This window comes from Bowmanella denitrificans (assembly GCF_002887595.1).
GTDB classification, from domain to species: Bacteria; Pseudomonadota; Gammaproteobacteria; order Enterobacterales; family Alteromonadaceae; genus Bowmanella; species Bowmanella denitrificans.
Map to the genome: position 1 here is coordinate 2589 of NZ_PEBU01000009.1, position 22480 is coordinate 25068.

The window sequence follows — 22480 nt, forward strand, 5'->3', positions numbered from 1 at the left end:
CAAGCCCTGGTACTGGAACATGAGGCGGTGGAAAAAGGCGACAAAGAAGCCATCCAGGAGCTGATTGACGATATTCACAGCCGCCACAAGAAGCAGTTAGACAGCGTTAGCCAGGAACTGCAGCACACCAAAGCCACGCTGGATTCGGTACGCAAAATCAACCAGGAAAAAAGCCAGCGCGAAGAGCAACTGCTAACCCAGCTTGAGCAGAGCAAGTACCAGGCCGACCAGTGGCAGGCCAAAGTGCAGACCTGGCTGGATGAGGTACTAAAAAGCGTACACGGTGGCCTGCAGGGCCTGGATATGCTGAACCAGCTACGCGAAACGGTAGAGATGGAAATTGCCACCGGGCAAATCAGCAGCGAAGCCGCCGAGCTGATGGTAGGCACGTATATGTTCAGCATTGAACAGCTGGCCCAGGGCTATGCCGTACTGCTGCAGGACGCCATGCAGTTGCCCTATGCCGATATTCGCCGGGTGCCACAAGACGTACTGGCCGACCTGGCCGCTGCGGCCGACGACGCACAGTAATGGAGGCAGCCATGGGGATCAACCAAGTGGAACTGGATGTACTCAGGGCGCTGATTGCCCAGCTTGGCGGTGCTAGGCACGGTGAAAAAGGCAAGATCCTCAAAGACGCTGCCGCCCTGTATGGCTGGAGCATGCCCACCCTGTACCGCAAACTGGAAGACATGGGCTGGCGGAGCGGCCGCAAGCGTCGGGTAGACGCCGGGCAGTCGAGCGTAGACGACCAGACCATGACCGTGCTGGAAAGCCTGCGAGTGCAAAGCGTGCGTAAGAACGGCAAGCTGACCATGCCCACCACGGTGGCCAGGGGGATTGCGATTAACAATGGCTACCAGGTAGACGTTACCCCCTCCACCCTGAACCGCCTGATGCGCCGCCGCGGCACCAGCAACCAGGCGCTGCGTACCGACTCACCGCATACCCGTGTGCGCAGCCTGCACCCTAATCACGTGCACCAGGTGGACCCGTCGTTATGCCTGGTGTATTACCTGGGTGACGGCAAGCAGTACATTATGGAAGCCGACCAGTTTTATAAAAACAAGCTGGAAAACTACGCCAAGGTCAAGCTGAAGTGCTGGCGCTATGTATTGGTTGACCATTACAGCGCAACCATGGCCGTGCGCTATTACGCCGCGGCGGGGGAAAACACCCGCAATCTGTTCGACTTTCTGTGTTTCGCCTGGCAGAAAGACAGCACCAAGGTGCTGCACGGCGTGCCCAAAATTCTGTACTGGGACAAGGGCAGCGCCAACACCAGCCCCGCCATTAAACACTTTCTGGACCAGCTTGACGTACAGCACCTGACCCACGAAGCCGGGAAGGCGCGCGCCAAGGGCGCGGTGGAAGGGGCTAACAACCTGGTAGAAACCCAGTTTGAATGCCGCCTGAAGTTTGAACCGGTAGACAATGTGGACCAACTGAATGCCGCGGCCGCAACCTGGTGCCATGCCTATAACGCCAATTGCATTCCCGGCCAGGACACACGCCTGAGCCGCAAGGGCATGGCCACCCCGCTGGCCCGCTATGGCCTGTGGCAAACCATTCGCAAAGAACACCTGCGCTTACTGCCGAATGAAGACATTTGCCGTGCACTGCTGACCAGCAAGCCCCAGGAGCGCACCGTGGCGGCTAACCTGACCATTAGTTTTCGGCACCCACATTTGGGTAAGTCGGCCGAATACAGCCTGCGTGATTGCGCTGGTGTACAGGTGGGCATGAAGGTATTGGTTGCGCCCCTGGTATACAGTGCGGCAGACATTCGGGTGGACATAAACCTGGCCGATGGCAGCCACCAGGTGCACCACATTGGCCCGGAACAATTCGACAGCCTGTCGGGTATGCCTGTGGCAGGCCCGGTGTTTGGCGAAAACTACGCGGCTGCTCCAGACACCGACGTGGAGCGCCGCAAAAAGGCCGCAGACAGAGCGGCGTACCCAGACCTGAACGACCAGGACATAGCCAAAGCCAAGGCTAAACAAAAGACCCCTTTCAATGGCCAGATAAAGGCCCACTCGTACCTGCAGGACGCGGCCAGCCAAACCCCTGCCTACATGCAGAAAACCGGCAGCCAGATTGAACCCACAGCCATACCCAAGCCCCAGCAGCGCATGGTGTCGCGGGTGCAAATGAAAATGTGGCTGCTGGGTAAGCTGTTTCGCGATTTTACCGCCGATGAACTGGCCTGGCTAAACAGCCTGGAAGACGTTGCCGAGCAAGACCTGGAAACCATTTTAAGCCAAATCCGCGACGGCGTGCCTGCTAAACCGGCACTGCGCGTGGTGAGTTAAGGAGCCGCCTTATGTCGACACACACACCTTACTACCTGAACCATTGCCTGGCGAAGCACGGGTTGCAGCAACGTCACCTGGCAGAGGTGCTGCGAGCTAACGAGCAGCACCCGTTTGTGATGCACCACACCACGCTGAACAAGCTGTTACGTCGGCAGGAGTGGCCCAAAACCGTGCTAGCCCATGCGGACGAATTTAAGGCGGTGGTACGCAACTTTTTGACCGCTAACCAGGTGCCGGAAGAAGACATAGCCCGTGCCTGGGAGGACGCGCCTGATGAAAAAATTGTGCGCGTGCCAGCCAGTATGGTGCGCCCGAACCAACCTCGCGCCACGCGCGTGGCCCCCAACGACGTATTTAACCAACCGGAGCTAGAAATGCTGACACCCAAGGCAAGACAACACTTTCGCATTGCCCGCGACCCGTTTGTGAATGAGATCCATGGCCCGGACGACCTGTTCTTAAGCCCGCAGCAGCTGTATGCGCGTGAGAGCATGCTGAATGCCACGCTGTCCGGCACCATTATGGCGTTGGTTGCTGAGTCTGGTGCGGGCAAGTCACAAGTGAAGCGGGCGTTTTATCACCACCTGTCGATTCATCATGACAAGGTGATTGTGGTGGAGCCGTATTGCCTGGACAAGGTAAAGCTGGATTCACAGCACATTCTGGCGGCCATGAAGCGCATGCTGAAGATCAACATTGCCAAGCCTAACCAGGAAGATAACGAGGCACTGATCCACCAGGCCTTACAGGACCAGGCACGGCTAGGGTACCAGTTTGTGTTGGTGATTGAAGAAGCCCACCGGTTGCGCGACGACGTGCTGAAGTGGCTGAAAGTCATTGGCGAATGGGACAACGGTTACCGCAAATTGATGGCCATTATATTGATTGGCCAGTCAGAACTGAAAGACAAGCTTAGCCCCCAGCAAACGCATATTCGCGAATTTACCCGCCGCTGCCAAATGATCACGTTATTCCCGCTGGCAGATTCATTGGAGCCGTACCTGCGGCATAAGTTTAGCCGCGTAGGCGGTGACTATGACCGTGTGTTGACGGCTGACGGCCTGGCGGCACTGCGTGAGCGGCTGTTTCACCGCCAGCAATACGGCATTGCCAACGGCTGCGATGTGATCGATATGAGCTACCCATTGACGGTGAACGCCTTTGTGGCGGCGGCCATGAATATGGCTGCTCAGACCGGTGAAATGGTTAGCGCTGAGTTAATCAATGCCCTGAAAGAAAGCTTGTAAGGGGGCAGCGATGAGCAGCGACAAGATTATAGACAAGATTAAAAAGTTGCTGGCGCTGGCCAAAAGCAGCAACCCGCACGAAGCGGCCGCAGCACTGAGCCGCGCCCAGAAACTGATGCAGCAGCACAGTATTGACCAGCAGTCGGTGGCACTGAGCGACTGTGACCGGGTGAGCCACCTGCTGGACAGCGGCCGGGTGAACAGCTACGAGGCCGCGTTGGTAGATACCATAAACCGGGCCTTTGGCGTGGAAGCGGTGTTTTCCAAGTCGTTCCTGCGCCAGGAATACTACGTGTACTTTCTGGGCATTAAGCCCCAGCCAGAACTGGCTAGATACTGTTTCAGTGTGCTGTACCGCCAGTTAAAAGATGCCCGCAGCGAGTATGTAGCCAACCAACCCAAACAATGCAAGCGCACAACCAAAACCCAGCGTGGCGATGCCTTTGCCTGGGGCTGGGTGGGTGAAGTGAAAGCCAGGGTGCAGGCCTTTGCCCTAACCGAAGAGCAGCAGGTGCTGATCCAGGAATACAAGGGTATGAAGTACCCCAGCCTGCAGAGTAAAGACCCCCACGACAGCCTGAGCAAAAAAGGCGTCAAGCTGCGTGATGACGATTTCTACCAGGGCCGTAAAGCGGCCAAAAACGTACGCCTGGATCGCCCTGTGGGTGGCCGGGAAACAGCAAAACTAACCCGATAGGTGACCCATGAATACCATTCAAATCCCGCCTGGCTACGTAATGAACGCAGAAGGCAACCTGATTAAGGAAGAAAACCTGAGTGTTCAGCAGCGCACGGAAGACTCACTGGTAAAAGCCTTGTGGCCACGTGCTAAGGCGCTGCATGACGCTATTGCGTGTTTTAAATACGACAGCATGAAAGCCCTTGAAGACGCTATTGAAAATATGATCCACGAGCACGGCATTAAAAAGTATGAGCGTATCCAGGGCAATGTGCAGTTCACCACGGTGGACGGCCAGTTCAGAGTGCAGCGGGCCATTGATAAGCAAATTGAAGTGGACAGCAGCATTGAAGTCGCCAGACAGAAGTTTGCCCTGTACCTGCAGGCCATTCAGGAAACGGCCGGTAAAGATGCCGGGGAGTTTCTGGATAACGCCTTTGACATGAAAGACGGCAAGGTCAACGTGGCCCGCCTGATCGACGTGTGCAACAAAGACATTAAACACCCCCTGTATCGCAGCGCTGTAGAAGCCCTGCGCAAAGCCATGTTTGTGTCTGGTACCAAAGCGTATCTGAGGTTCTACAAGCGCAACAAAGACAATGGCTGGGACCCCATGCCTTTGCAGTTCTCAAGCATTGAGCCACAGCCACCACAGGAGTTAGCTGATGACGAAGCCGAACAAGCTGCGACAACGGCGTAACCGTTGGCGGTTTTACCGCCCAACAAACCCAACCTAAACCCGGCGTAATGCCACATTTAACGAGAGTAGACACATGAAGAAACAAGAACTTATTGACGCTATTGCCACCCGCTCTGACATCAGCAGAGCCACTGCGGCCCGCAGTTTGGATGCTGCAACACAGTTGTTTACGGAGGCACTGGCCAAGGGCGAAGAAGTAAGTTTGGCGGGCTTTGGCAGCTTTAAGGTAAAGGAGCGAGCCGCTCGCACCGGGCGCAACCCACAAACCGGTGAGGCCATTCAGATTGCAGCCAACCGCGCGGTGGTGTTTAAGCCTGCCAAAGCGCTGAAGGAAGCAGTGAACTAAGCAACCTGCCCAGGCATAGCCTGGGCTATTTCGGGGGATTCGGTTATGCAAATTGAAATCCAGCAACAGCAGCAGCAAGACGTACTTAAGTACCTGGAAGGTGCAGGTGAGCCCGCCAGCCTACAGGATATAGTTGAATGCACCATGCTTGAGAAAGGCGAGGTGTTAAACGCGTTAAGGGCACTGGCCGAACAGAATAAGGCGCACCGTATTGGCGACAAGTATCGCCCAGTCACTGAGCAAGAGTCGGACCCAACAAGCGGAGCCAACACGCCTGGGTGGTCGCCTGAAATGGCGGTACTGCGCACACTGGGTAGCAGCATCAAGCGCCTGACGCTGAGCGGTATTGGTATTAAGGCGGGACTACCGACTTCAGCACTAAAGCATTTGCTGACAGATTTGATCCGCCAAAAAGGATTGGTACTGAAATTTGGCGAGTATTACCACCTGTCACCTGGTGGGGTGAACTGGTTGCGGGACCAGGGAGTGGAGGTACCGCTACAAGTGCAGGACGCAGTAAGAACTGCAGACATGTCGATGACCGCAAGCATCGTAGCTGACGGCCGCGAGACTGCGCAGCGCTTAGAACAGAAGGCAGCCATGCAGAATGGCAGTAAGGTTCTTGCTGCGGAACCGGATGAAGGGTACCTGGATGCAGAAAATAGTGATGACACGCCTTGTGCTGACTCAGACGCCCAGAGCCCACCGAAGAAACCCACCACGCTGACCAAGGCCAAGCAGCAAGACCTGACGATTAGTGTTTTGGTGGAACTGACCAGCGCTGGCAGTTTGTTGTATCCCAAGCAGTTAGCGGCCGCTCTTGGTTGTGCGGCTAAAGACCTTTCCATACCGCTCCAGCAGTTAAACAATCTGGGTTACCTGGTACGCGGTATTAATGGCCCATATGGATTAAGTTTGGCGGGCATTGATTATTTGCAGTCAGTTAAACCTGATCTGATTGTTGCGGACAAAGTGACGAAAAGAGCAAAGCGCTTTGCCGCAGAGCCAAAGAATAAGCCCAGGACCGCTGCCCCTAAGACCAGCAAAGCCAATGACCAGGCATTGGCCAGTATGTTCGATGATTTGTTACAGGAACCGGCCACTAGCGACCTGCAAGCCATTAAACACGAGCTATGCGAGTTTGACTTAAAAAGCCAGGTAACCGGCGCAGCCGAGAAAGCGACGATTGTTCAGCATTTGGCCAGGCATTTTCCTGAACATGGTGAAGTGCACCGTCACCTGACCGAGACTGCCGCCTTTATGGCGCGTTTAGGGGGCTGACATGGCGACCATTAACTTATTCAACCTGCCTGACAGCAAGCAAAAACAACTGATTGCTATTGCGGCCCAGGAAGCCGGTTTTGACACCCAGGATAAAGACCCTGGCAGCGAGTATCGGCAGACTGTGCTGCGGTCGTTAACCGGTAAAACGTCTACGTCGCAAATGACCCGCAATGACCGTGTAAAGGTGCTGCAGCACTTTATTCAGCACGGCTTTAAGTTGACGGCCAAGGGCAACTATAAACCCAATCCAACTTGGTTACGCAAGCTACTGAGCCTGTGGGCCACTATGCACCAGCAGGGCTTTATTCGCGAACCGGGGTTTGCTGCCCTGGAGCGGTGGGCGCAGAAGCAACTGACAGAGTACTGCAAAGCGGTAAGCAAGCCGGTACCCAGCAAGCTGGACTGGATGAACGACTACAGCAGCATACTGATTGAGTGCCTGAAGAAGTATCACCACCGGGCATTAATTGAGGCGGTACCGCGCAGGTTTGAACACTTTGTGAGTTCGGTGCTGACCAAATCGGCCAAGCATGCGAGCGATGGCGACCTGACCGAGATTCAATTGCTGTTTGAGCGCGTGCATGACATTCACCGTGCGGCTTACCCGGTGTGTCAGCAGGTGTTGGATACCATTGACGGCCTGCAGCGCAGATACGGAGGGTAAAGCCGTCATGAAAGAGTTTACCCGCAGCCTGTTGAACGAAATGTTGCAAACCATGCTGGACGGTATGGTTAAGCAAGGTATTGACAAGGAATTGGCTTACCAGGTGGCTTACAACACTGTCGATATGGTGCGGAAGAACTTCGGCGGTGTGCCCCTGCAGATACCCCGCGACATTGCGCTGGATAAGATTCTGCGCAATAGCCGTATTCTTGCCGATTTTACCGGCAATAACCACGAGGCGCTGGCGCTTAAGCACAATCTGAGCACCCAGCAAATTTACCGGATCATCGAAGAGGCCCGCGTGCAGCATAGCCGGGCTAACTATGGTGATCAGGCCACTTTTGACATGGAGTAAGGTGATGTACAGCTTTCTTCAGGATGTCAATTTTCACAAGGTACCTGGTGGGCCAGTTACCAGTACTCACCAGATAAGGGCGCTGAGCTGGTCAAATGACAAGCCGGTGTATTACCTAACCAACCATGTGGGCGCTGTGCCGCCCGAACACCTTTCCCTTGCCCAACAGCAGCCAGAGTTAACCGTGCACAGCAGAACGCTGCGAGGCAAAACCGGCCTGGGCGTAAAGCTAAATGGTTTGTGGTTGCCAGTGTTTGGTTACTGCGAGCGCACCGTGTTAGCTGAAGCCAAGGCGCTGTTGGATAAGGTGGGTTATCAACCAGAGAGCAACAAATGAAGCCAGAACTTACCGAACTGATTAGACAGGAAATTGGTTATGTGGCCGATGATGCGCCTTGTTGCGCCAACTGTAAGCATCACAAGTTGGCGGTCGGTGACCGCGCTGGCCAGTTTGTGAGCCACTGCCACGTTAGCGGTTTAGGCCCCCTGCGGGTGCAGGAACGTGGCGTATGCAAACTGTTTACTCCAGCCAAGAGGAATACCACCCAATGACACTGAATAAGATCACGGCCGCTATTCGTCAGCGGTATCCATATAGCCAGAGCGAGTTTAACGAGATGTATGAGTTGCTGGCCGCATTGGCATTTAGGCAGCAAGGAGTATGACAGTGCGACTTAGCCGATTGCAGTTAGCTCTGGCTGTGGCGCTGTCGGGTTCTGCCACCCCCATGGTGGATGAACCGGTGGAGCCTTATTTTCGCCTGCGCCTGGGCAACCCTAATCCGCTTGATATGCCGCGCCCCAAGTGCCGGGATCGCAAGCGTAAGAAGAACCGCAAGTTGAGTCGCAAGGCTCGGCGGCGGAAGTATGGAAGGTAATGGCAGCTTTATAACCAACGATTAACTAAGGAGACAATTGATATGGCAACACCTGCACAAGAAGAAGCGATGAGGCACTTAGCAGGCAAATTAGACATGGTGCTTCAAAGTATGTACGGAACCAAGATGGGCTTTTTTTTAACCGTTGTACCCTTTGGTGATGGAAGCCCTGGGATCAGTGACTACATTGCCAATATTGGGCGCAATGAAGCCATAGACATGCTTCGTACCACAGCTGACCCCCTTGAATCCAACCAAGTTATGCCTGCCGCACAGGGCCAGGCTTAGGAGCTAGATCGTATGATTATGATGGAGCTAGATGTACTTATCTTACTGGCCTTGATGGCAGCACTATTGGGTTTATCGGTCAAGATTAAGGGATTGCGGGCCAAAACAGACCGGCATGAGCGCCAGCTTAAAGCGTTGTTAGAAGCCCAAGCCAAACCACCTATTAAACCATAAACACTATGGCATTAAGCCTGAGCACTAAGTAACGGGCCAGTTCGCGCCCGTTGCTCCCTATCTATGCGCAACAATTGCATTTATCCCCGACCACCTCACCCACAGTTTTACAAACTGCGGGACTATCTTGTTGATTGCTATCAGATGCCACCAGCAAACGCTATCGAATGGATTATTGATGCTGCACCTGCTGTACTGGACCGTGACCAGTATCAACCAAAGCTAGTAGTAAACAGTACCATTCCAGCTTTTAACCAATGCCGTTGGACCTTAGTGGACAGTACTGGCAACAAATGTGGCTATATCACCATGCGGGCTTACCAGGACAAACCGTGGCGCGTAATCGCGTTTAGCGCTGGCTTACCGTTGATCAAGAACTTACGCCAGGATGCAACAGAAGCGGCCTTGGTTAAGCTAGGGTTAACCTGGGTGCCCGGTTACAACTACTACTTTCCACCTTTTCACCCATAGTCTGAGCGGCCGATGAGTTCCAATAGCAGAAGCACCACTATTTATTACGACAAAGGTTACCTGGCAGCAGAAAGAGGCCAGAGCCTTGATAGCTGCCGCTACAAGATCACACACAAGCGCCTTGATTGGATGCGCGGCTATAGGGACGCCAAGGATCAAATGGACTTTGTTCAGGGAAAGTACACCCACCGTGAAACTTGTAACCAAAGCCAGACGCAATTAAAACTGGCTGAGCTACGCTCCCTGGTCAAATCTCAAGCCCCATCTGATTGAGTTTTGATGTATTATGCTGCGGCTGAAATGGAGGTGTGGGCAATGAAGTCCAATCAAGATAATAGAAATTTGTTTATTGCTGCGTTTATTCTGCTGGGATTGTTGGCTTTCGCTATCTGCATTTGGTTGACGGTGGTGTACCGTAAAGAGTTTGCCAAATCATCATTTGACAATGGTTACAACAGCCTGATTAGCATTTATTACAGCACTGCTGGCTCCGACTACCGAGCAGATGCTGAGCACCTGGTACCCAGAGTTATAGATTGTTTCAACGCTAAAGCTGCGATACCAACAAGGGGTCCAACCTTTAAACATCCAGTAAACCCTAAGAAGGTCAGAAACGCCCAGGTTCGTATGTGCGTACATAACGCCTACACAAGAATGCGGGCTGAAGACAAGGATGAGTTTAGCGGCTTGTTCAATCAGTTTAGAGTTCCGGTACCCGCTAATGAGTGGAAGAAGTTAAAGATGTATGACAGCTCATATAGAGTATAGGGAATGGTGGGTTAAGGTTCTCTTCATATATTGAAACACCGTTTCAATTGCCCATCCCAATCCTTCCCATTCCATCCCACTCTATCCCTGTATTTTTCTCACCCTTCCCTTTGATATTTCTCATCTCTCTTCATGTAAGGCAGTTGGCAGTTGGCAGTTGGCAGTTGGCAGTTGGCAGTTGGCAGTTGGCAGTTGGCAGTTGGCAGTTGGCAGTTTAGTCTGACCCGCACTCCTGCTCTGTCAACGGATTTCTGCTAACTGCCGACTGATTACTGACCACTTAGCTTACATCCCGTCGGACTCAAGTCCGACCCACGGTGCTTAGACTGGGTTTGCTGTCGAAATCAATTTCGACCCACTGTGGGTTGGGCTTAAGCCCAACAACAATAGCTTCAAAATCCGTGGTTACTTTACAGTTGGCAGTTCAGGTCGCCCCTGCTCTGCCAACTGATTACTGCCAACTGACGACTAATTACTGACCACTTAGTTGTGCCGACCAATCCGCAACACTTAAACTACCCAACCTAATTGCTGAGCCCGGTCATAGGCCAGCTGGCTGATATCCTGTTCAATAAAATGATGATGCAGCAGCATCACCCCCAGCACATGATTTAACACGGCATCCACCTGCACTTTGTCAGCCGCAGGGGTGGCCGGGTCTTCCTGACGACGCATCAGCTCATCCACAAAGGCCGTATCAATTAACCCTGCCTGCTTAAGCTTTGCCGGGGAAGCATAGCGTTCAAACAAGCCTTTCAGCTTATTCCATTTCTTCTCGTCGGTATGCGCCGGCGGGGCCATAAAGGCGAATTTCTGCCGCTCATATAATACGGTTGGCAATAGGCCCTTCATAGCTTCGCGCAGTACGTACTTTTCCTTACTGCCGCGAATACGCAGCTCCGGCGGAATAGTGGCAGCATATTCCGCCAAATGATGGTCCAAAAAGGCCGGGCGGGCTTCCATGGAATTCGCCATATCGACCCTGTCGCCGCCCCAAGTCAGAATCTGCCCTTCCAGCATGGTTTTAATCCACACATACTGGGCCTTGTCCAGAGGGTGGCGGTCTTTCAGAAAGTCCTCGTCCAGACGATCGGCAATGGCTGCACCAGGTTCATATTCGGCCAGTTCATCACGAATGGCCGGATGCAGCAGTTGCCTGGCCAGATCCGAACATCCCAGCCAGGGCTGCAGACAGCTTGGTGTAAAGCCTACTTTGGCATTGATACGCTCAGATACGTACTCGTCTTTAGGCAGCATCGCGCCCTGAAACAGTTTGTTTGACTCCATCAAGGTGCGCTGCCATTCCTCGGCCTGTTCCGTGTCCAGTCCTTCCATGCCATGCAGGAACATGTCTTTACGAAACGCCGGATAACCAGCAAACAGCTCATCAGACCCCTCACCGGTCAGCACCACTTTATAGTCCACATGCCGTACATGCTGACTCATCATCAGCTTGGCCACCGCCAGGGTATTGTAAATAGTGCGCTCGGTATGCCAGATGGTACGGGCAAAATTGTCGTAAAGCAGGTCGGCATTGAGTTTCAGAATATCCTGCTCGGCACCTGTGGCCCTGGCCATTTCGGTGGCAATAGCGGCCTCATCATATTCATCATTGTCAAAACTGATGGTAAAAGCGCGAATAGGATCCTGACTGGCGGCAGACGCCAGACCTAAAATAGAGCATGAATCAATGCCGCCGGATAAATAACAGCCCACCGGCACATCGGCATTCAGACGTAATTGCACCGCCTCAAGCAGATGGCTGCGTACGCCCTGAATATAGCTTTCATCGTCCAGCCTGGGTCTGGCATCCGGAGTGGGAAAATCCATATCCCAGTATTTACTGGTTTCAATCACAAAGCGGCCATCCCGGCGCTGAATCTTCAGCATATGACCTGGCTCCACCTGGTGCACACCTTTGAAGGCTGTGGTGCCTGGCACCATCACCTGGATCAGTTGGTGAAATAGCCCCTGGCTGTCAAACTCCGGCTTAACATCCGGGTGTGCCAGCACGGTTTTAACTTCGGAGCCATACACTAACTGGCCGTTAACTTCTGTCCAGTACAACGGTTTTATGCCAAAGCGGTCACGCACCAGATACAGGCAATCCTGCTGCTCGTCGAACAGGGAAAAGGCAAACTCACCACGCAGGTGCTTGAGGGTTTCAGCCATACCCAGTCGCAGGTAAAGATGCGGGACAATCTCAGAATCACTTTTGGTTTCGAAATGCTCGCCCAGAGCAGTTAACTCACCGCGCAGGCGCTGATAATCATAAAATTCGCCATTGTGGGCGAAAATAATCTGGCCACCATGCAGGAAAAACGGCTGACGGCCACGGTTTTCATTTAAATCAATAATAGACAGGCGGGCATGGCTCATCCCCATGCCAACACCGGCCGGGTTGCAATAGCCGTAATTGTCCGGCCCACGGTGGTGCATAATGGCGGCCATATTAACCAACACCTGCGAATCCACCTCCTGCTCAGGCCGGGCGGCGAAAATACCTGCTATTCCACACATAAATACTCCTGTTTGTTCTGCATTAGCGGGGCTTCAACGTAGACGCGATACAGGATGTATCGCCATTTTCAGTCCCCTGAAAATGCGAGCGAAGCAAAACCACGCTTTTGCGTAGCGACTCAGGACCGCAGGCAGGAAGCCGCAGGTCCGAATCAACTAGATCACATCCAACACCAGCTCAGCCCGCTTCACCAGGCAGGTCAGCAGCGCCATACGCAAAAACACCGCCCCCCTGGCCTGGGAGAAATACCAGTTGTGATGGGTGTTATCCAAATCGGTGCTGAGTTCTTCGCCACGGGCCAGCGGATGCAGAATAATGGCTTCGGGTTTTAAGGGCGACGCGGCATCCAAATGGTACTTTTTGCCATACTGTTTAAAGGAGTTACCTTCCCAGGAGATGGCATTGATATACACCACATCGGCCTGCGGCAGCACCTCGTCCAGATCATCGGCGGTCTGTACCTGCAAACCGAACTCCTCCAGTTGTTCTAACTGGCCTTCGGCGAACATGGCCTTGCAGCTTTTATCGTTAACTACTGTTACTGTGGAAAACACCTCAGGGAAATAGCACAGCAGCTTTAATAAACTGCGTACCGTGCGCATCTTGGCTGGCAACCCCACCAGGCACAGATTGAGCGGCTCGCCCGGGTTGTCGGTGACCAGATCCGGGCGCCATTTAAAAATGGTGTACAAGTCTGCCAATGCCTGGGTGGGATGTTCATCGGTGCCGTTACCGGCATTAATAATCGGAATGCGCAAGGCATCCATCATATCCCGCACCGACGCTTCCTTAGAGTCACGCAGTACCACGCAATCACCGTAGTTATTAAACATTTCCGCCACGTCCCGCAGGGATTCGCCCTTGGCAATTCCGGTAGTGGAGCGGTCGGTAATAGACATAATATCGCCGCCCAGGCGATGCCAGGCACTTTCAAACGACAAACGCGTGCGGGTACTGGGCTCATAAAAAGCCGAGATCAGGATCTGGCCGTTCAGGGAACTGCTGAACCTGTCTGGGTTGGCCTCATATTTGGCGGCCAGGCGAAAGAGTTGCAGCAAGGTATCGCGGTCAAATTGATCCGACGAATAAATATGCTGATTAGACAGCTTAGCCAGGTGATCGCCTTCCTCAACGATAGCGCGCAGCAACTTTTTCGGATGGGCGTCGCCATGCACGTCAGGACGGCTGCGTTCAAACTGTATAACCTGTTCAAGGTTGGGATCTACCATAGGTTCTTATCCTTGAGATCGCGCTGATAAAGCAGCAATAAAATAACCGGTGCCAGAGCACTACCCACCAGGGCTGCCCACACCAATATGGCTAACAGGGATTCACTCAGATACATCTCTGGCCTCCTTAAAGGTTTGCCAGTCGAATTTGCCAGGAGCCAGATAGACACCAGCCAAGCAGATAAGCAGCGACACCAATGCACTACTGATGGCCGCCACATAAAAGCCCACTACGAAGTATAGGGTCAGACCACTGACGATGCCTAAGGCCATCGCCGCACTGGCAAAACGCCCGGTCAGAGCAGGATGATATAAGCCAAACAGAATTGGCCAGATAGCGGATGCCACAAAGGCACCGGTGAAATTCAACAATGCGCCCAGGGTCGCCACTTTCGGCAGACATAGCAGCCAGGTCAGCAGCCCCAGGCCAATCACGATACGTTTATTGGCCTTGAGCAAAGTATCGCTGTCTGCCTTGGGATTAAGCAGGCGTTTGTAGCCGTCCTGCGTGATTAAATCCGACGTAGCGGCCAGCAGGCTGTCCATGCTGGACGCCAGGGCCGAAAATACCACCACAAACACAAATACCGCACCAATACTGCCCAGCAACCTGGCCGCCACCAAAGGGCCCACCATATCGGCACTGGGCGGTACAATCCCTAAAGACAGCGCGGCCAGCGCCACAAAGCCGGTGACAATAGGAATAGGCAACCATAACAGGCCACCGGTCAGAAAGGCTTTTTTCCCCACTCCACCTTTAAAGGCAAAGGCCCTCGACCACCAGACATTAGAATGGAATATCTCACCAATACCGAAAAAGATGTTGTTAAACAGAAACATAATCGCAGCTGGGAAGGCCAGATTGAGGAGCTCTGGCTGCAGCTCGCTGACATTTTGGTGAATCTGGCTGATGCCCACTTTGTCGATACAAAACCAGGCAATGATCACCACCCCAACCAAAATCAGAATGGACTGCACAAAGTCGGTGGCAATCACCGCTTTTAAGCCACCCAGCAAGGTATAAGCAACACAGATCAGCAAGATTGCCGTCATGCCCGTGTGGTAGTCCAGGTCACTTAAAGAGGAAAGCAAGATGCCACCGGCCATGCCCAGACTGACCAGCCAGCCCATGGCATAAAACAACGAGATAAGCATAAACACGGCCCAGGCGGTGGGGCCAAAACGAGTGCGAATAAAGTCGCCGCTGGTGAAGCCGTGCGGCATCAGAGATTTGATACGCGCCGCCATAGGCGCAAACAGAATCAAGCCCAGGGCGGCCATGCTATAGCCAATCATGCCCCAGATACCGAACTGGTAAGCCAACTGCGGTGCCACCAGGGTAGTGTTGCTGGTGATCCAGGTCGCCATGGCGGTCGCGGTAGCAAAAGCAAACCCCACGTTACGCCCGGCCAGGGCGTAATCATCAATACTGCGATTACCCCGCCCCAGATACCAACCAAAAGCTACCCACAACAGGCCGAAGCCGATCAGGATGGCCAGCGCCAATCCCGAATCCAACTGTGCATCAAGCATAGTGGCCGTCACGCTCCCTGCGAACAAAACTGAGTAAGATCCCCAGCAACATTAAAAATGCCGCCAGGCCCAATACAAACAGCGCCAAAGCCTGGTAAAGGGAACGGTGTGTTACCTGCACCCGTGCCAGCTCCACCGGTGAGTGTTCACCGCTGCTGTCAATCAGCCTGGCCAGGTATTCACCATTGGCGAAACCAGACAAGGTTGCCTGGCGCTGCCCAGTGACATCAAAGGTCTGCACAGCAACTGGCGCTGGCTTTCCTTCTACCATCTGAAAAATCTCCAGACTGTCATAGGCACTGCTGTGGTTTTCAAACTCCAGTACAAAGTAACCTTCCCTGGATTCCAGGGTTTGCGCTGCATGAACTGGGGTACAGATCATCAACAACAAGCCCAGGAGAAGCGTTGGGATCGTCCTCATGACGTCTCCTCTGCTTAACATTTAAAGTCCATGCTAACATTTATTTGTACTCTAAACAAAATGCCGAAGATTCACTCAATTCAAAGGAGTTGTTATGAAGCAAGGGTTACAAACCGAACTTAGCCGTCTGCAAAATGATTTACTGGAATTGTCACATATAGGCTATGACCCCGAGTCGAAAGGTGTGTTTCGCTTAGGTTTCACCGAAGCCGATATGCAAGCCCGACGCTGGCTGATTAAAAAATTTGAAGACGAAGGATTTTATGCCCGTATGGACAGTGCCGGTAATGTGATTGGCAGTATGCAGGCAGATGCCAACAAACCGGTGGTGGCGATGGGTTCCCACATAGATTCCGTGCCGGCCGGTGGTATGTTCGATGGCACCCTGGGTGTGTTGGCGGGACTGGAATGTATGCGGGTACTCAGAGATAGCGGTCTGGACTATCAGTACCCGCTGGAAGTCTATGCCTTTGCCGAGGAAGAAGGTCGTTTCGGCGGTATGATGGGAGTGCAGGCCATTACGGGCGAACTCACCCCTCAATGGCTGGAGAACGCACACGACGCCAGTCATATCTACCTTAAGGACGAAATGGCCAACTGCGGGCTGAATGCTTTTGACGCCTTAACAGCGCGGCTTGATCCTAAACATTTTCGCGCCTTTTTAGAGCTGCATATTGAGCAAGGGCCGGTGCTGGAGCGAATCGGCAAGCCTATCGGCGTGGTAGAGGCCATCTCCGGTGTATATAAGTGGCTGGTCAGACTAATTGGTAAAGCCAATCACGCCGGCACCGCCCCGATGGATATGCGTAGTGATGCCTTTATGGGCCTGGCCGATTTTGCCCACGAAATCCCGCGTATTATCAATGAAGAAGGTTCAGACAAAAGCCGCTTGACCGTAGGGCGGGTGGAATTGAAACCCGGCTATGCTCATACGGTACCGGGCGAGGCCGAATTTACCCTGGTAGGCCGCGATACCGACCCGCAAACCATGCGTAATCTAGCCGATGCCTGTCGCCGGGTGCTGTCCAGTATTGCCCGCAAACATAATCTGATGTTTGAGTTTGAACAGATGAGCTGGCTGGAGCCGCAGGCCATGTCTGACGAGGTTATCCAGGCATTTTGTCAGCAGGCCGAGCGTATGGAGTTGGATTATCAGGTCATGCCCAGTGGTGCCGGACACGACGCCCAGTATATGGCCAGAATTACCCCAACCGGTATGATCTTTGTACCCAGTGTAGGGGGTATTAGCCATGCCCCGGACGAATGGACCCATTGGCAAGACGTGCACACCGGCGCAAACTTGCTGCTACAGACTGCGCTTAAATACGCTCAGGGCACATAGTCACTGCATGAGCGACGGAATGAGCTTTGCGTATATTTTGGCAAACCTGACAAATTATACGCATCTCGCTCACCAGTCCCGCAAACATTGATTTTATTGGCTTAAATTAAAAAAACCAGATATCAACTATTTTTAATAGCCTCAAATTGTTTTATAAATTCATAACAAAAAAACGCCAGAATTTTTAAATCTCCAATACCTTAAACAACAAAATAATTAATTAACATTGATCTAACAAAGCAACTTCCGCTAGCATTTAAGTCAGCCTGCACACACATAACGTTAGTAACCCTCAGGCAATCCAGCTGGTAGTTCAGAGCTGTCGCTTTAGGGTATCCATGATACTTACCATCATAACAAAGCGGACAAAGTGAAGATTAATACAGAGGTTGGTAAGTTTAAAAAATCAAATAAACACACCATACTTAAAATGATTTAAATAATTTTTGTATGGAGAGAAAATCTTAACCCTATAAAAACGTAAACAGAGACGGAATTTAATTTAAGAAAAAGGAAGCAGTAAATGGTTAAGGATCTCTTTATTAAATACAACTCCAAATATCACTATTGGGATAATCAGGAAGTTAAGGCCTGGCTAGCAACAAAACAAAAAGGCATGCTCCGTTTTGTGCTACTTGAGGGATTAGTGAAGTGGGGGCTTGTATCTTTCACTATTTTTATTGCCATTTTACTCAGTGCCACAGAAATCGCACTCAGCGATATCCCACTTATTGCAGTGGTGTGGATGTTAGTGGCCTGCTTATATGGGTGTGGAATCTGGCTTGGTACGAACTTGTCGTTTCACCGCCATCAGCAAACACGCGAAAAAGGATGACGGTATACCTTCAGTATCGGCGACTTCAACCAGACCCAACCCGGGATCCAAGAAAATCGTATTGTTATTGTGATGGCCGGCAACCAAAATCGTATGTCCGCCACCACCGTTCCAAAACACATGTGCCAGTAGCGGCTTTTTGGCCGTCGCGGTAGTAATCCATCTACGCCAATTTAATTTGCTACGCCATAGCAAGTTCCAATTGGTTGAAAAATGACGCAGTCCATTCAACAATAGCTGAGAACGGCAATAGTGCATCGGACCTTTTTTCAATTGAGCAAGATTCCGTACAACAAGGAAACAACTATGTGTAAACGGTTTTTGTCTGCAACAACCCTGCTACTGGCTCTGCCCTTATCTGCACTGGAACTCAGCAGCCCGGATATTCAGGAGGGCCAGCGAATGGCCAAGACTTTTGAATATTCAGGGTTTGGTTGCAGTGGCGAAAATCTGTCGCCAGCCCTGGCCTGGAAAGGCGCTCCCGACGGCACCAAGAGTTTTGCCATTACCGTGTATGACCCGGACGCCCCAACCGGCAGCGGATGGTGGCACTGGCTGGCGCTGAATATTCCGGCCGATACCCACAGCCTGCCCCGCGGCGCGTCAGGTAAGTTGGATAAGGTACTGGAAACCCGTACCGATTATGGCCAGCCAGGCTTTGGTGGCGCTTGCCCGCCGGTGGGCCATGGCATGCACAGATACCAATTTACTATTTGGGCCCTGCCGGATGAAAAGCTGGATTTCCCGGTGGATATCTCCCCGGCTGTAGTGGGCTATACCCTGAACAGCAAAGCCCTGGCCAAAGCCACCTTAACCGCCACTTACGTACGGTAAGGGATGATACTCACCGCAGAGCCGCAGAGGCCACAGAGAAAAACCAGCGAGTGGAATTAGGTATTTAGCGGCTATCGGCGAGGCCATGCTTAAGCTTTCTTAGTGGTGGAATATAGATAAGGCGGTATAAACCGCCTTATCCTTTAATGCAAATTCAAAAATAAAATTAGCTTCTGCTACTATTTTCTTTATCAAAGCACAATATATATGAATAAAACAAATAAAACAGAAAGCCATATATAGGTAGTGCAATTAGCAGAATCGACCAGACTATTTTCTTTTGCCTGCTATGCTGCCGTCTAACAACAAATATGATCGGAAGCAACCAAATTAGTAGGGCCAAACTGATAATAAAAATTGTATCCGCCATTTATTAAATTCACTTACAACAGTTAATGATGAGAAAAAGACCAAAAGTCTTTCTCGTCAGCGCCCGTGTTTTTGCACGTGACGCTATCCTTTATCACCTCTGGAGTTACTTCAATCTGTCCTGCTTTAAACAGCACGCCTTGCCGCATGCTGCCGCATTGCATATCTTCTGACAGATTCCAAAGCGTTCTCTGTCGCTCGTTCAATGCGCTGCCTGCTACCATAAGCACATAATCTACATTGACTTTGGGATAACTAAAGCGCTGTGGTTCACTTGTGCCGCGACGCAGAAAAAAGCAGGGGGGCTCTGGCTTTAGAGACAAAAACTTGGATTCACCATCTTGTAGAAAACGCAACTCACACTTGCCATTAGCGCTGACTAATTGCAGTTCCATTCCTGCAACATTGGCAGAATCCGTAATATCTGTGGCGCTACAAGAAAAACACATAAATAGCAAAACTGTGCTAATTCTTTTCATCGCTTTATCTCCCAAAACCATACTTCCTGGCCTCGAGAAAAATAATCTGGCGACCCAGCTTTCATTTCCGTGCCGTTCCAAAGGTCAATATGATCAGTTGTTCCCCAACCATTCTTAATAAAAACGATCCCTTTCTTTCCTCCAAAGTCACCACTTGTTACCTGTTTTAGTTTTACACAAGCTCCAAACTTAGGGATGTCCGAGTTCATCCAATCAGCTAGTTGTTGAGCGGCTAAAATATGCTTAGGGCTATGTCCAAAGCCCGGATAGCAGCGGCGCTGTGGAAACATCTGATCAAAACCTGATGTATCAACATTTGACAATTCCAGTGCTACTCCCATCCTTATCGCACATTGATTTGTGAACGCCGTTGTGTCACATGGTGAGTGAGGCCAAGGGTGGTTATCCCACAGTGTTTGAAAAGATAATGCAGACATTAATTTCCTCCTTGAATTCAGTCCGTAATCCCATCGTAGACCAAATAATAATATCTAGCAAAAGCGTTATAACTGCCTACGGTAATCTGATAACAGCCAACTTATCCCCCTGTTGCAATAAAGGTTTTTCTGCCCTTATACTGATTGCAGTTTTTATCTTGTCGGAGTGCTCAGTCCGGTTTACCGGGCGAGCTGAGACCGCATAAGCGGGATCCGTTGAACCTGATCAGGCTAATACCTGCGAAGGGAACAAGAGCGTAACGCCCAGGTCTTAAGCCGTCCAATCTCCCCAAGGGAGAGCGTTCCAAGCGGCGTTACTCTTTACAACACTCCTGACAAGCATTTCAGCCACCTAAAAAAGCGAGAATGCTATGTCAACCAGACGCGAATTACGTCATCAGGCCCAGGAATTTTTAAACGATCTGCAGGGCCAGCCCTACCCCAACTCCAAACGTATTTATCTGCAAGGCAGCCGCGATGATCTGCGTGTTGCCATGCGGGAGATTCAACTGGCCGATACCCTGGTGGGCGGCAGTAAAGAACAGCCGGTATACGAGGCCAATGAGCCGGTACCGGTTTATGACACCTCCGGCCCTTACGGCGATCCCGAAGCCCATATTGATGTGCGCAGCGGTCTGCCGCTGGTCAGGGACAGTTGGATTAGCGAGCGCGATGATACCCAATATCTAAGTGAAAGCTCCTCCAGCTATGCCAAGGCCCGTGCTGCGGATATCAGCCTGGACGACCTGCGGTTTGAACTTAAACATCGGTCACGGCGCGCCAAACCGGGCAAGTGCGTCACTCAGTTACATTACGCCCGCGCCGGTATCATTACCCCGGAAATGGAATATATCGCCATTCGGGAGAATATGGGCCGTGAGCGGGTCAAAAGTGAGCTGTTAAACAAACAACATCAGGGTGAACACTTCGGCGCTAATCTGCCCGGCAATATCAGTGCTGAATTTGTCCGCCGCGAAGTGGCCGAAGGCCGCGCCATTATTCCGGCCAATATCAATCACCCGGAATCCGAGCCGATGATTATCGGCCGTAACTTTCTGGTTAAGGTCAATGCCAATATCGGTAACTCGGCAGTGACGTCCTCCATTGAAGAAGAAGTGGAAAAGCTGGTGTGGTCCACCCGCTGGGGCGCTGATACGGTGATGGACTTATCCACCGGCCGTAATATCCATGAGACCCGTGAGTGGATTTTACGCAACAGTCCGGTGCCCATTGGCACCGTGCCCATCTATCAGGCGCTGGAAAAGGTCAACGGCATAGCCGAAAACCTGACCTGGGAAGTATTCCGCGACACGTTGCTGGAACAGGCCGAGCAAGGGGTGGATTACTTTACCATTCACGCCGGGGTGCTGCTGCGCTATGTGCCCATGACCGCCAAACGTCTGACCGGTATTGTCTCGCGCGGCGGTTCGATTATGGCCAAATGGTGCCTGAGCCACCATCAGGAGAATTTTCTCTACAGCCATTTTCGCGGCATCTGTGAGCTGTGTGCGGCCTATGATGTGTCTTTGTCGTTAGGTGACGGCCTGCGCCCTGGCTCGGTGTATGACGCCAACGACGAAGCCCAATTTGCCGAGCTGCGCACTCTGGGCGAACTGACCAAAATCGCCTGGGAATACGATGTCCAGGTGATGATTGAAGGCCCGGGTCATGTGCCGATGCAACTGATTAAAGAGAACATGACCGAACAGCTTGAGCATTGTCACGAAGCGCCGTTTTATACCCTGGGGCCCCTGACCACGGATATTGCCCCTGGCTACGACCATTTCACCTCAGGTATCGGCGCGGCCATGATTGGCTGGTTCGGCTGTGCCATGCTCTGTTACGTCACCCCCAAAGAACATCTGGGTCTGCCCAATAAAGACGATGTTAAACAGGGTCTGATTACCTACAAGATTGCTGCTCATGCTGCGGATCTGGCCAAGGGCCACCCTGGCGCTCAGATTCGCGACAATGCCATGTCCAAGGCGCGTTTTGAGTTTCGTTGGGAAGACCAGTTCAACCTAGCACTTGATCCACAAACTGCCCGCGCTTACCACGATGAAACCCTACCGCAGGAGTCTGGCAAGGTGGCACATTTCTGCTCCATGTGCGGCCCTAAATTCTGTTCCATGAAGATCACCCAGGAAGTGCGCGACTACGCCGCTGCGCAGGAACAGGCAGGTATCAAATTAACCGGCCTGGACGGTGAGCAGGAAACAGTGCAACTGGGTATGCAGCAGATGTCTGAAGCCTTTAAACAAAGTGGCAGCGAGCTGTATCACCCGGCTAAACCCAAAGCGAGCGTCTGA

At 52.1% G+C, this 22480-nt stretch carries 27 protein-coding genes, 2 pseudogenes and 1 riboswitch; of the genes and pseudogenes, 21 read left to right on the forward strand and 8 right to left on the reverse strand.

The window, feature by feature from the left end:
• The 17 genes and pseudogenes from CSR04_RS16090 to CSR04_RS16165 form a co-directional block, all read left to right on the forward strand.
• Positions 1-531 (forward strand): annotated as a pseudogene (locus tag CSR04_RS16090) (hypothetical protein); the annotation flags it as partial.
• Positions 532-542: 11 nt separating this feature from the next.
• Positions 543-2315 (forward strand): DDE-type integrase/transposase/recombinase, encoded by a 1773-nt coding sequence (locus tag CSR04_RS16095; protein ID WP_172449392.1) that lies wholly within the window; start codon positions 543-545, stop codon positions 2313-2315.
• An 11-nt stretch (positions 2316-2326) separates the two neighbouring features.
• Complete coding sequence (locus CSR04_RS16100; protein ID WP_102797342.1) at positions 2327-3565, forward strand: ExeA family protein; 1239 nt, start codon at positions 2327-2329, stop codon at positions 3563-3565.
• A 10-nt stretch (positions 3566-3575) separates the two neighbouring features.
• The gene (locus tag CSR04_RS16105) at positions 3576-4262 is read left to right on the forward strand and encodes a DUF2786 domain-containing protein (RefSeq protein WP_102797343.1); all 687 of its coding nucleotides are present in this window, start codon (positions 3576-3578) and stop codon (positions 4260-4262) included.
• 7 nt (positions 4263-4269) lie between these two features.
• Entirely contained in the window at positions 4270-4944 is a 675-nt protein-coding gene (locus CSR04_RS16110) for a DUF3164 family protein (RefSeq protein ID WP_102797344.1), read from the forward strand.
• Between the two features lie 61 nt (positions 4945-5005).
• Positions 5006-5290: pseudogene (locus tag CSR04_RS16115) on the forward strand (HU family DNA-binding protein); the annotation flags it as partial.
• Positions 5291-5335: 45 nt separating this feature from the next.
• The gene (locus CSR04_RS16120; RefSeq protein ID WP_102797346.1) at positions 5336-6571 is read left to right on the forward strand and encodes a hypothetical protein; all 1236 of its coding nucleotides are present in this window, start codon (positions 5336-5338) and stop codon (positions 6569-6571) included.
• A gap of 1 nt (position 6572) precedes the next feature.
• Positions 6573-7238, forward strand: coding sequence for a regulatory protein GemA (locus CSR04_RS16125; RefSeq protein ID WP_102797347.1), 666 nt, complete (start codon positions 6573-6575; stop codon positions 7236-7238).
• Between the two features lie 7 nt (positions 7239-7245).
• Positions 7246-7593 (forward strand): Mor transcription activator family protein, encoded by a 348-nt coding sequence (locus tag CSR04_RS16130; RefSeq protein ID WP_172449393.1) that lies wholly within the window; start codon positions 7246-7248, stop codon positions 7591-7593.
• Positions 7594-7597: 4 nt separating this feature from the next.
• The gene (locus CSR04_RS16135; RefSeq protein WP_102797349.1) at positions 7598-7930 is read left to right on the forward strand and encodes a hypothetical protein; all 333 of its coding nucleotides are present in this window, start codon (positions 7598-7600) and stop codon (positions 7928-7930) included.
• Entirely contained in the window at positions 7927-8145 is a 219-nt protein-coding gene (locus CSR04_RS16140; RefSeq protein ID WP_102797350.1) for a hypothetical protein, read from the forward strand. Before CSR04_RS16135 ends, CSR04_RS16140 begins: the two co-directional genes overlap by 4 nt.
• Positions 8146-8254: 109 nt before the next feature.
• Entirely contained in the window at positions 8255-8470 is a 216-nt protein-coding gene (locus CSR04_RS16145; protein ID WP_102797351.1) for a hypothetical protein, read from the forward strand.
• A gap of 42 nt (positions 8471-8512) precedes the next feature.
• Positions 8513-8758: a hypothetical protein gene (locus tag CSR04_RS16150; RefSeq protein ID WP_102797352.1), complete on the forward strand. Its 246-nt coding sequence runs from the start codon at positions 8513-8515 to the stop codon at positions 8756-8758.
• 12 nt (positions 8759-8770) lie between these two features.
• Positions 8771-8932 (forward strand): hypothetical protein, encoded by a 162-nt coding sequence (locus CSR04_RS24985; protein ID WP_172449394.1) that lies wholly within the window; start codon positions 8771-8773, stop codon positions 8930-8932.
• 144 nt (positions 8933-9076) lie between these two features.
• The gene (locus tag CSR04_RS16155) at positions 9077-9403 is read left to right on the forward strand and encodes a hypothetical protein (protein ID WP_102797353.1); all 327 of its coding nucleotides are present in this window, start codon (positions 9077-9079) and stop codon (positions 9401-9403) included.
• Positions 9404-9415: 12 nt separating this feature from the next.
• Complete coding sequence (locus CSR04_RS16160; protein ID WP_102797354.1) at positions 9416-9676, forward strand: ribosome modulation factor; 261 nt, start codon at positions 9416-9418, stop codon at positions 9674-9676.
• A gap of 42 nt (positions 9677-9718) precedes the next feature.
• A complete protein-coding gene (locus CSR04_RS16165; RefSeq protein ID WP_146027190.1) occupies positions 9719-10171 on the forward strand; it encodes a hypothetical protein in 453 nt (150 codons plus the stop codon).
• Between the two features lie 510 nt (positions 10172-10681).
• Here the strand turns inward: CSR04_RS16165 and asnB are convergent.
• The 5 genes from asnB to CSR04_RS16185 all read right to left on the reverse strand — a co-directional run bounded on the left by asnB (position 10682) and on the right by CSR04_RS16185 (position 15875).
• The gene (asnB, locus tag CSR04_RS16170) at positions 10682-12691 is read right to left on the reverse strand and encodes an asparagine synthase (glutamine-hydrolyzing) (protein ID WP_102797356.1); all 2010 of its coding nucleotides are present in this window, start codon (positions 12689-12691) and stop codon (positions 10682-10684) included.
• A gap of 156 nt (positions 12692-12847) precedes the next feature.
• On the reverse strand, positions 12848-13921 hold the full coding sequence (locus CSR04_RS16175; protein ID WP_102797357.1) for an aspartate/ornithine carbamoyltransferase family protein: 1074 nt from the start codon (positions 13919-13921) through the stop codon (positions 12848-12850).
• Positions 13915-14037, reverse strand: coding sequence for a hypothetical protein (locus CSR04_RS25425; RefSeq protein WP_281259797.1), 123 nt, complete (start codon positions 14035-14037; stop codon positions 13915-13917). The genes CSR04_RS16175 and CSR04_RS25425 overlap by 7 nt, the downstream gene beginning before the upstream one ends.
• Positions 14024-15466, reverse strand: a complete 1443-nt coding sequence (locus tag CSR04_RS16180; RefSeq protein ID WP_245921681.1) for a sodium:solute symporter family transporter — start codon at positions 15464-15466, stop codon at positions 14024-14026. The genes CSR04_RS25425 and CSR04_RS16180 overlap by 14 nt, the downstream gene beginning before the upstream one ends.
• Positions 15447-15875, reverse strand: coding sequence for a hypothetical protein (locus tag CSR04_RS16185; protein WP_146027191.1), 429 nt, complete (start codon positions 15873-15875; stop codon positions 15447-15449). Before CSR04_RS16185 ends, CSR04_RS16180 begins: the two co-directional genes overlap by 20 nt.
• 94 nt (positions 15876-15969) lie before the next feature.
• Between CSR04_RS16185 and CSR04_RS16190 the strand changes: the two genes are divergently transcribed.
• From CSR04_RS16190 to CSR04_RS16200, 3 genes are all read left to right on the forward strand, one after another.
• Positions 15970-17217 (forward strand): Zn-dependent hydrolase, encoded by a 1248-nt coding sequence (locus CSR04_RS16190; RefSeq protein ID WP_102797360.1) that lies wholly within the window; start codon positions 15970-15972, stop codon positions 17215-17217.
• A gap of 523 nt (positions 17218-17740) precedes the next feature.
• Complete coding sequence (locus tag CSR04_RS16195) at positions 17741-18052, forward strand: hypothetical protein (protein ID WP_102797361.1); 312 nt, start codon at positions 17741-17743, stop codon at positions 18050-18052.
• A gap of 306 nt (positions 18053-18358) precedes the next feature.
• On the forward strand, positions 18359-18886 hold the full coding sequence (locus CSR04_RS16200) for a YbhB/YbcL family Raf kinase inhibitor-like protein (RefSeq protein WP_102797362.1): 528 nt from the start codon (positions 18359-18361) through the stop codon (positions 18884-18886).
• A gap of 166 nt (positions 18887-19052) precedes the next feature.
• Here CSR04_RS16200 and CSR04_RS25535 read toward each other — a convergent pair whose 3' ends face one another.
• The 3 genes from CSR04_RS25535 to CSR04_RS16215 are packed head-to-tail and all read right to left on the reverse strand — an operon-like array spanning position 19053 to position 20171.
• The gene (locus CSR04_RS25535; protein ID WP_102797363.1) at positions 19053-19256 is read right to left on the reverse strand and encodes a PLD nuclease N-terminal domain-containing protein; all 204 of its coding nucleotides are present in this window, start codon (positions 19254-19256) and stop codon (positions 19053-19055) included.
• A 22-nt stretch (positions 19257-19278) separates the two neighbouring features.
• Entirely contained in the window at positions 19279-19734 is a 456-nt protein-coding gene (locus CSR04_RS16210) for a hypothetical protein (protein WP_102797364.1), read from the reverse strand.
• Positions 19731-20171 carry a T6SS effector amidase Tae4 family protein gene (locus CSR04_RS16215; protein ID WP_102797365.1) on the reverse strand — a complete coding sequence of 147 codons (441 nt, stop codon included), beginning with the start codon at positions 20169-20171 and terminating at the stop codon, positions 19731-19733. The genes CSR04_RS16210 and CSR04_RS16215 overlap by 4 nt, the downstream gene beginning before the upstream one ends.
• A gap of 152 nt (positions 20172-20323) precedes the next feature.
• A riboswitch (TPP riboswitch) is annotated at positions 20324-20437 on the forward strand.
• A 105-nt stretch (positions 20438-20542) separates the two neighbouring features.
• Between CSR04_RS16215 and thiC the strand changes: the two genes are divergently transcribed.
• Entirely contained in the window at positions 20543-22480 is a 1938-nt protein-coding gene (gene thiC, locus CSR04_RS16220; RefSeq protein ID WP_102797366.1) for a phosphomethylpyrimidine synthase ThiC, read from the forward strand.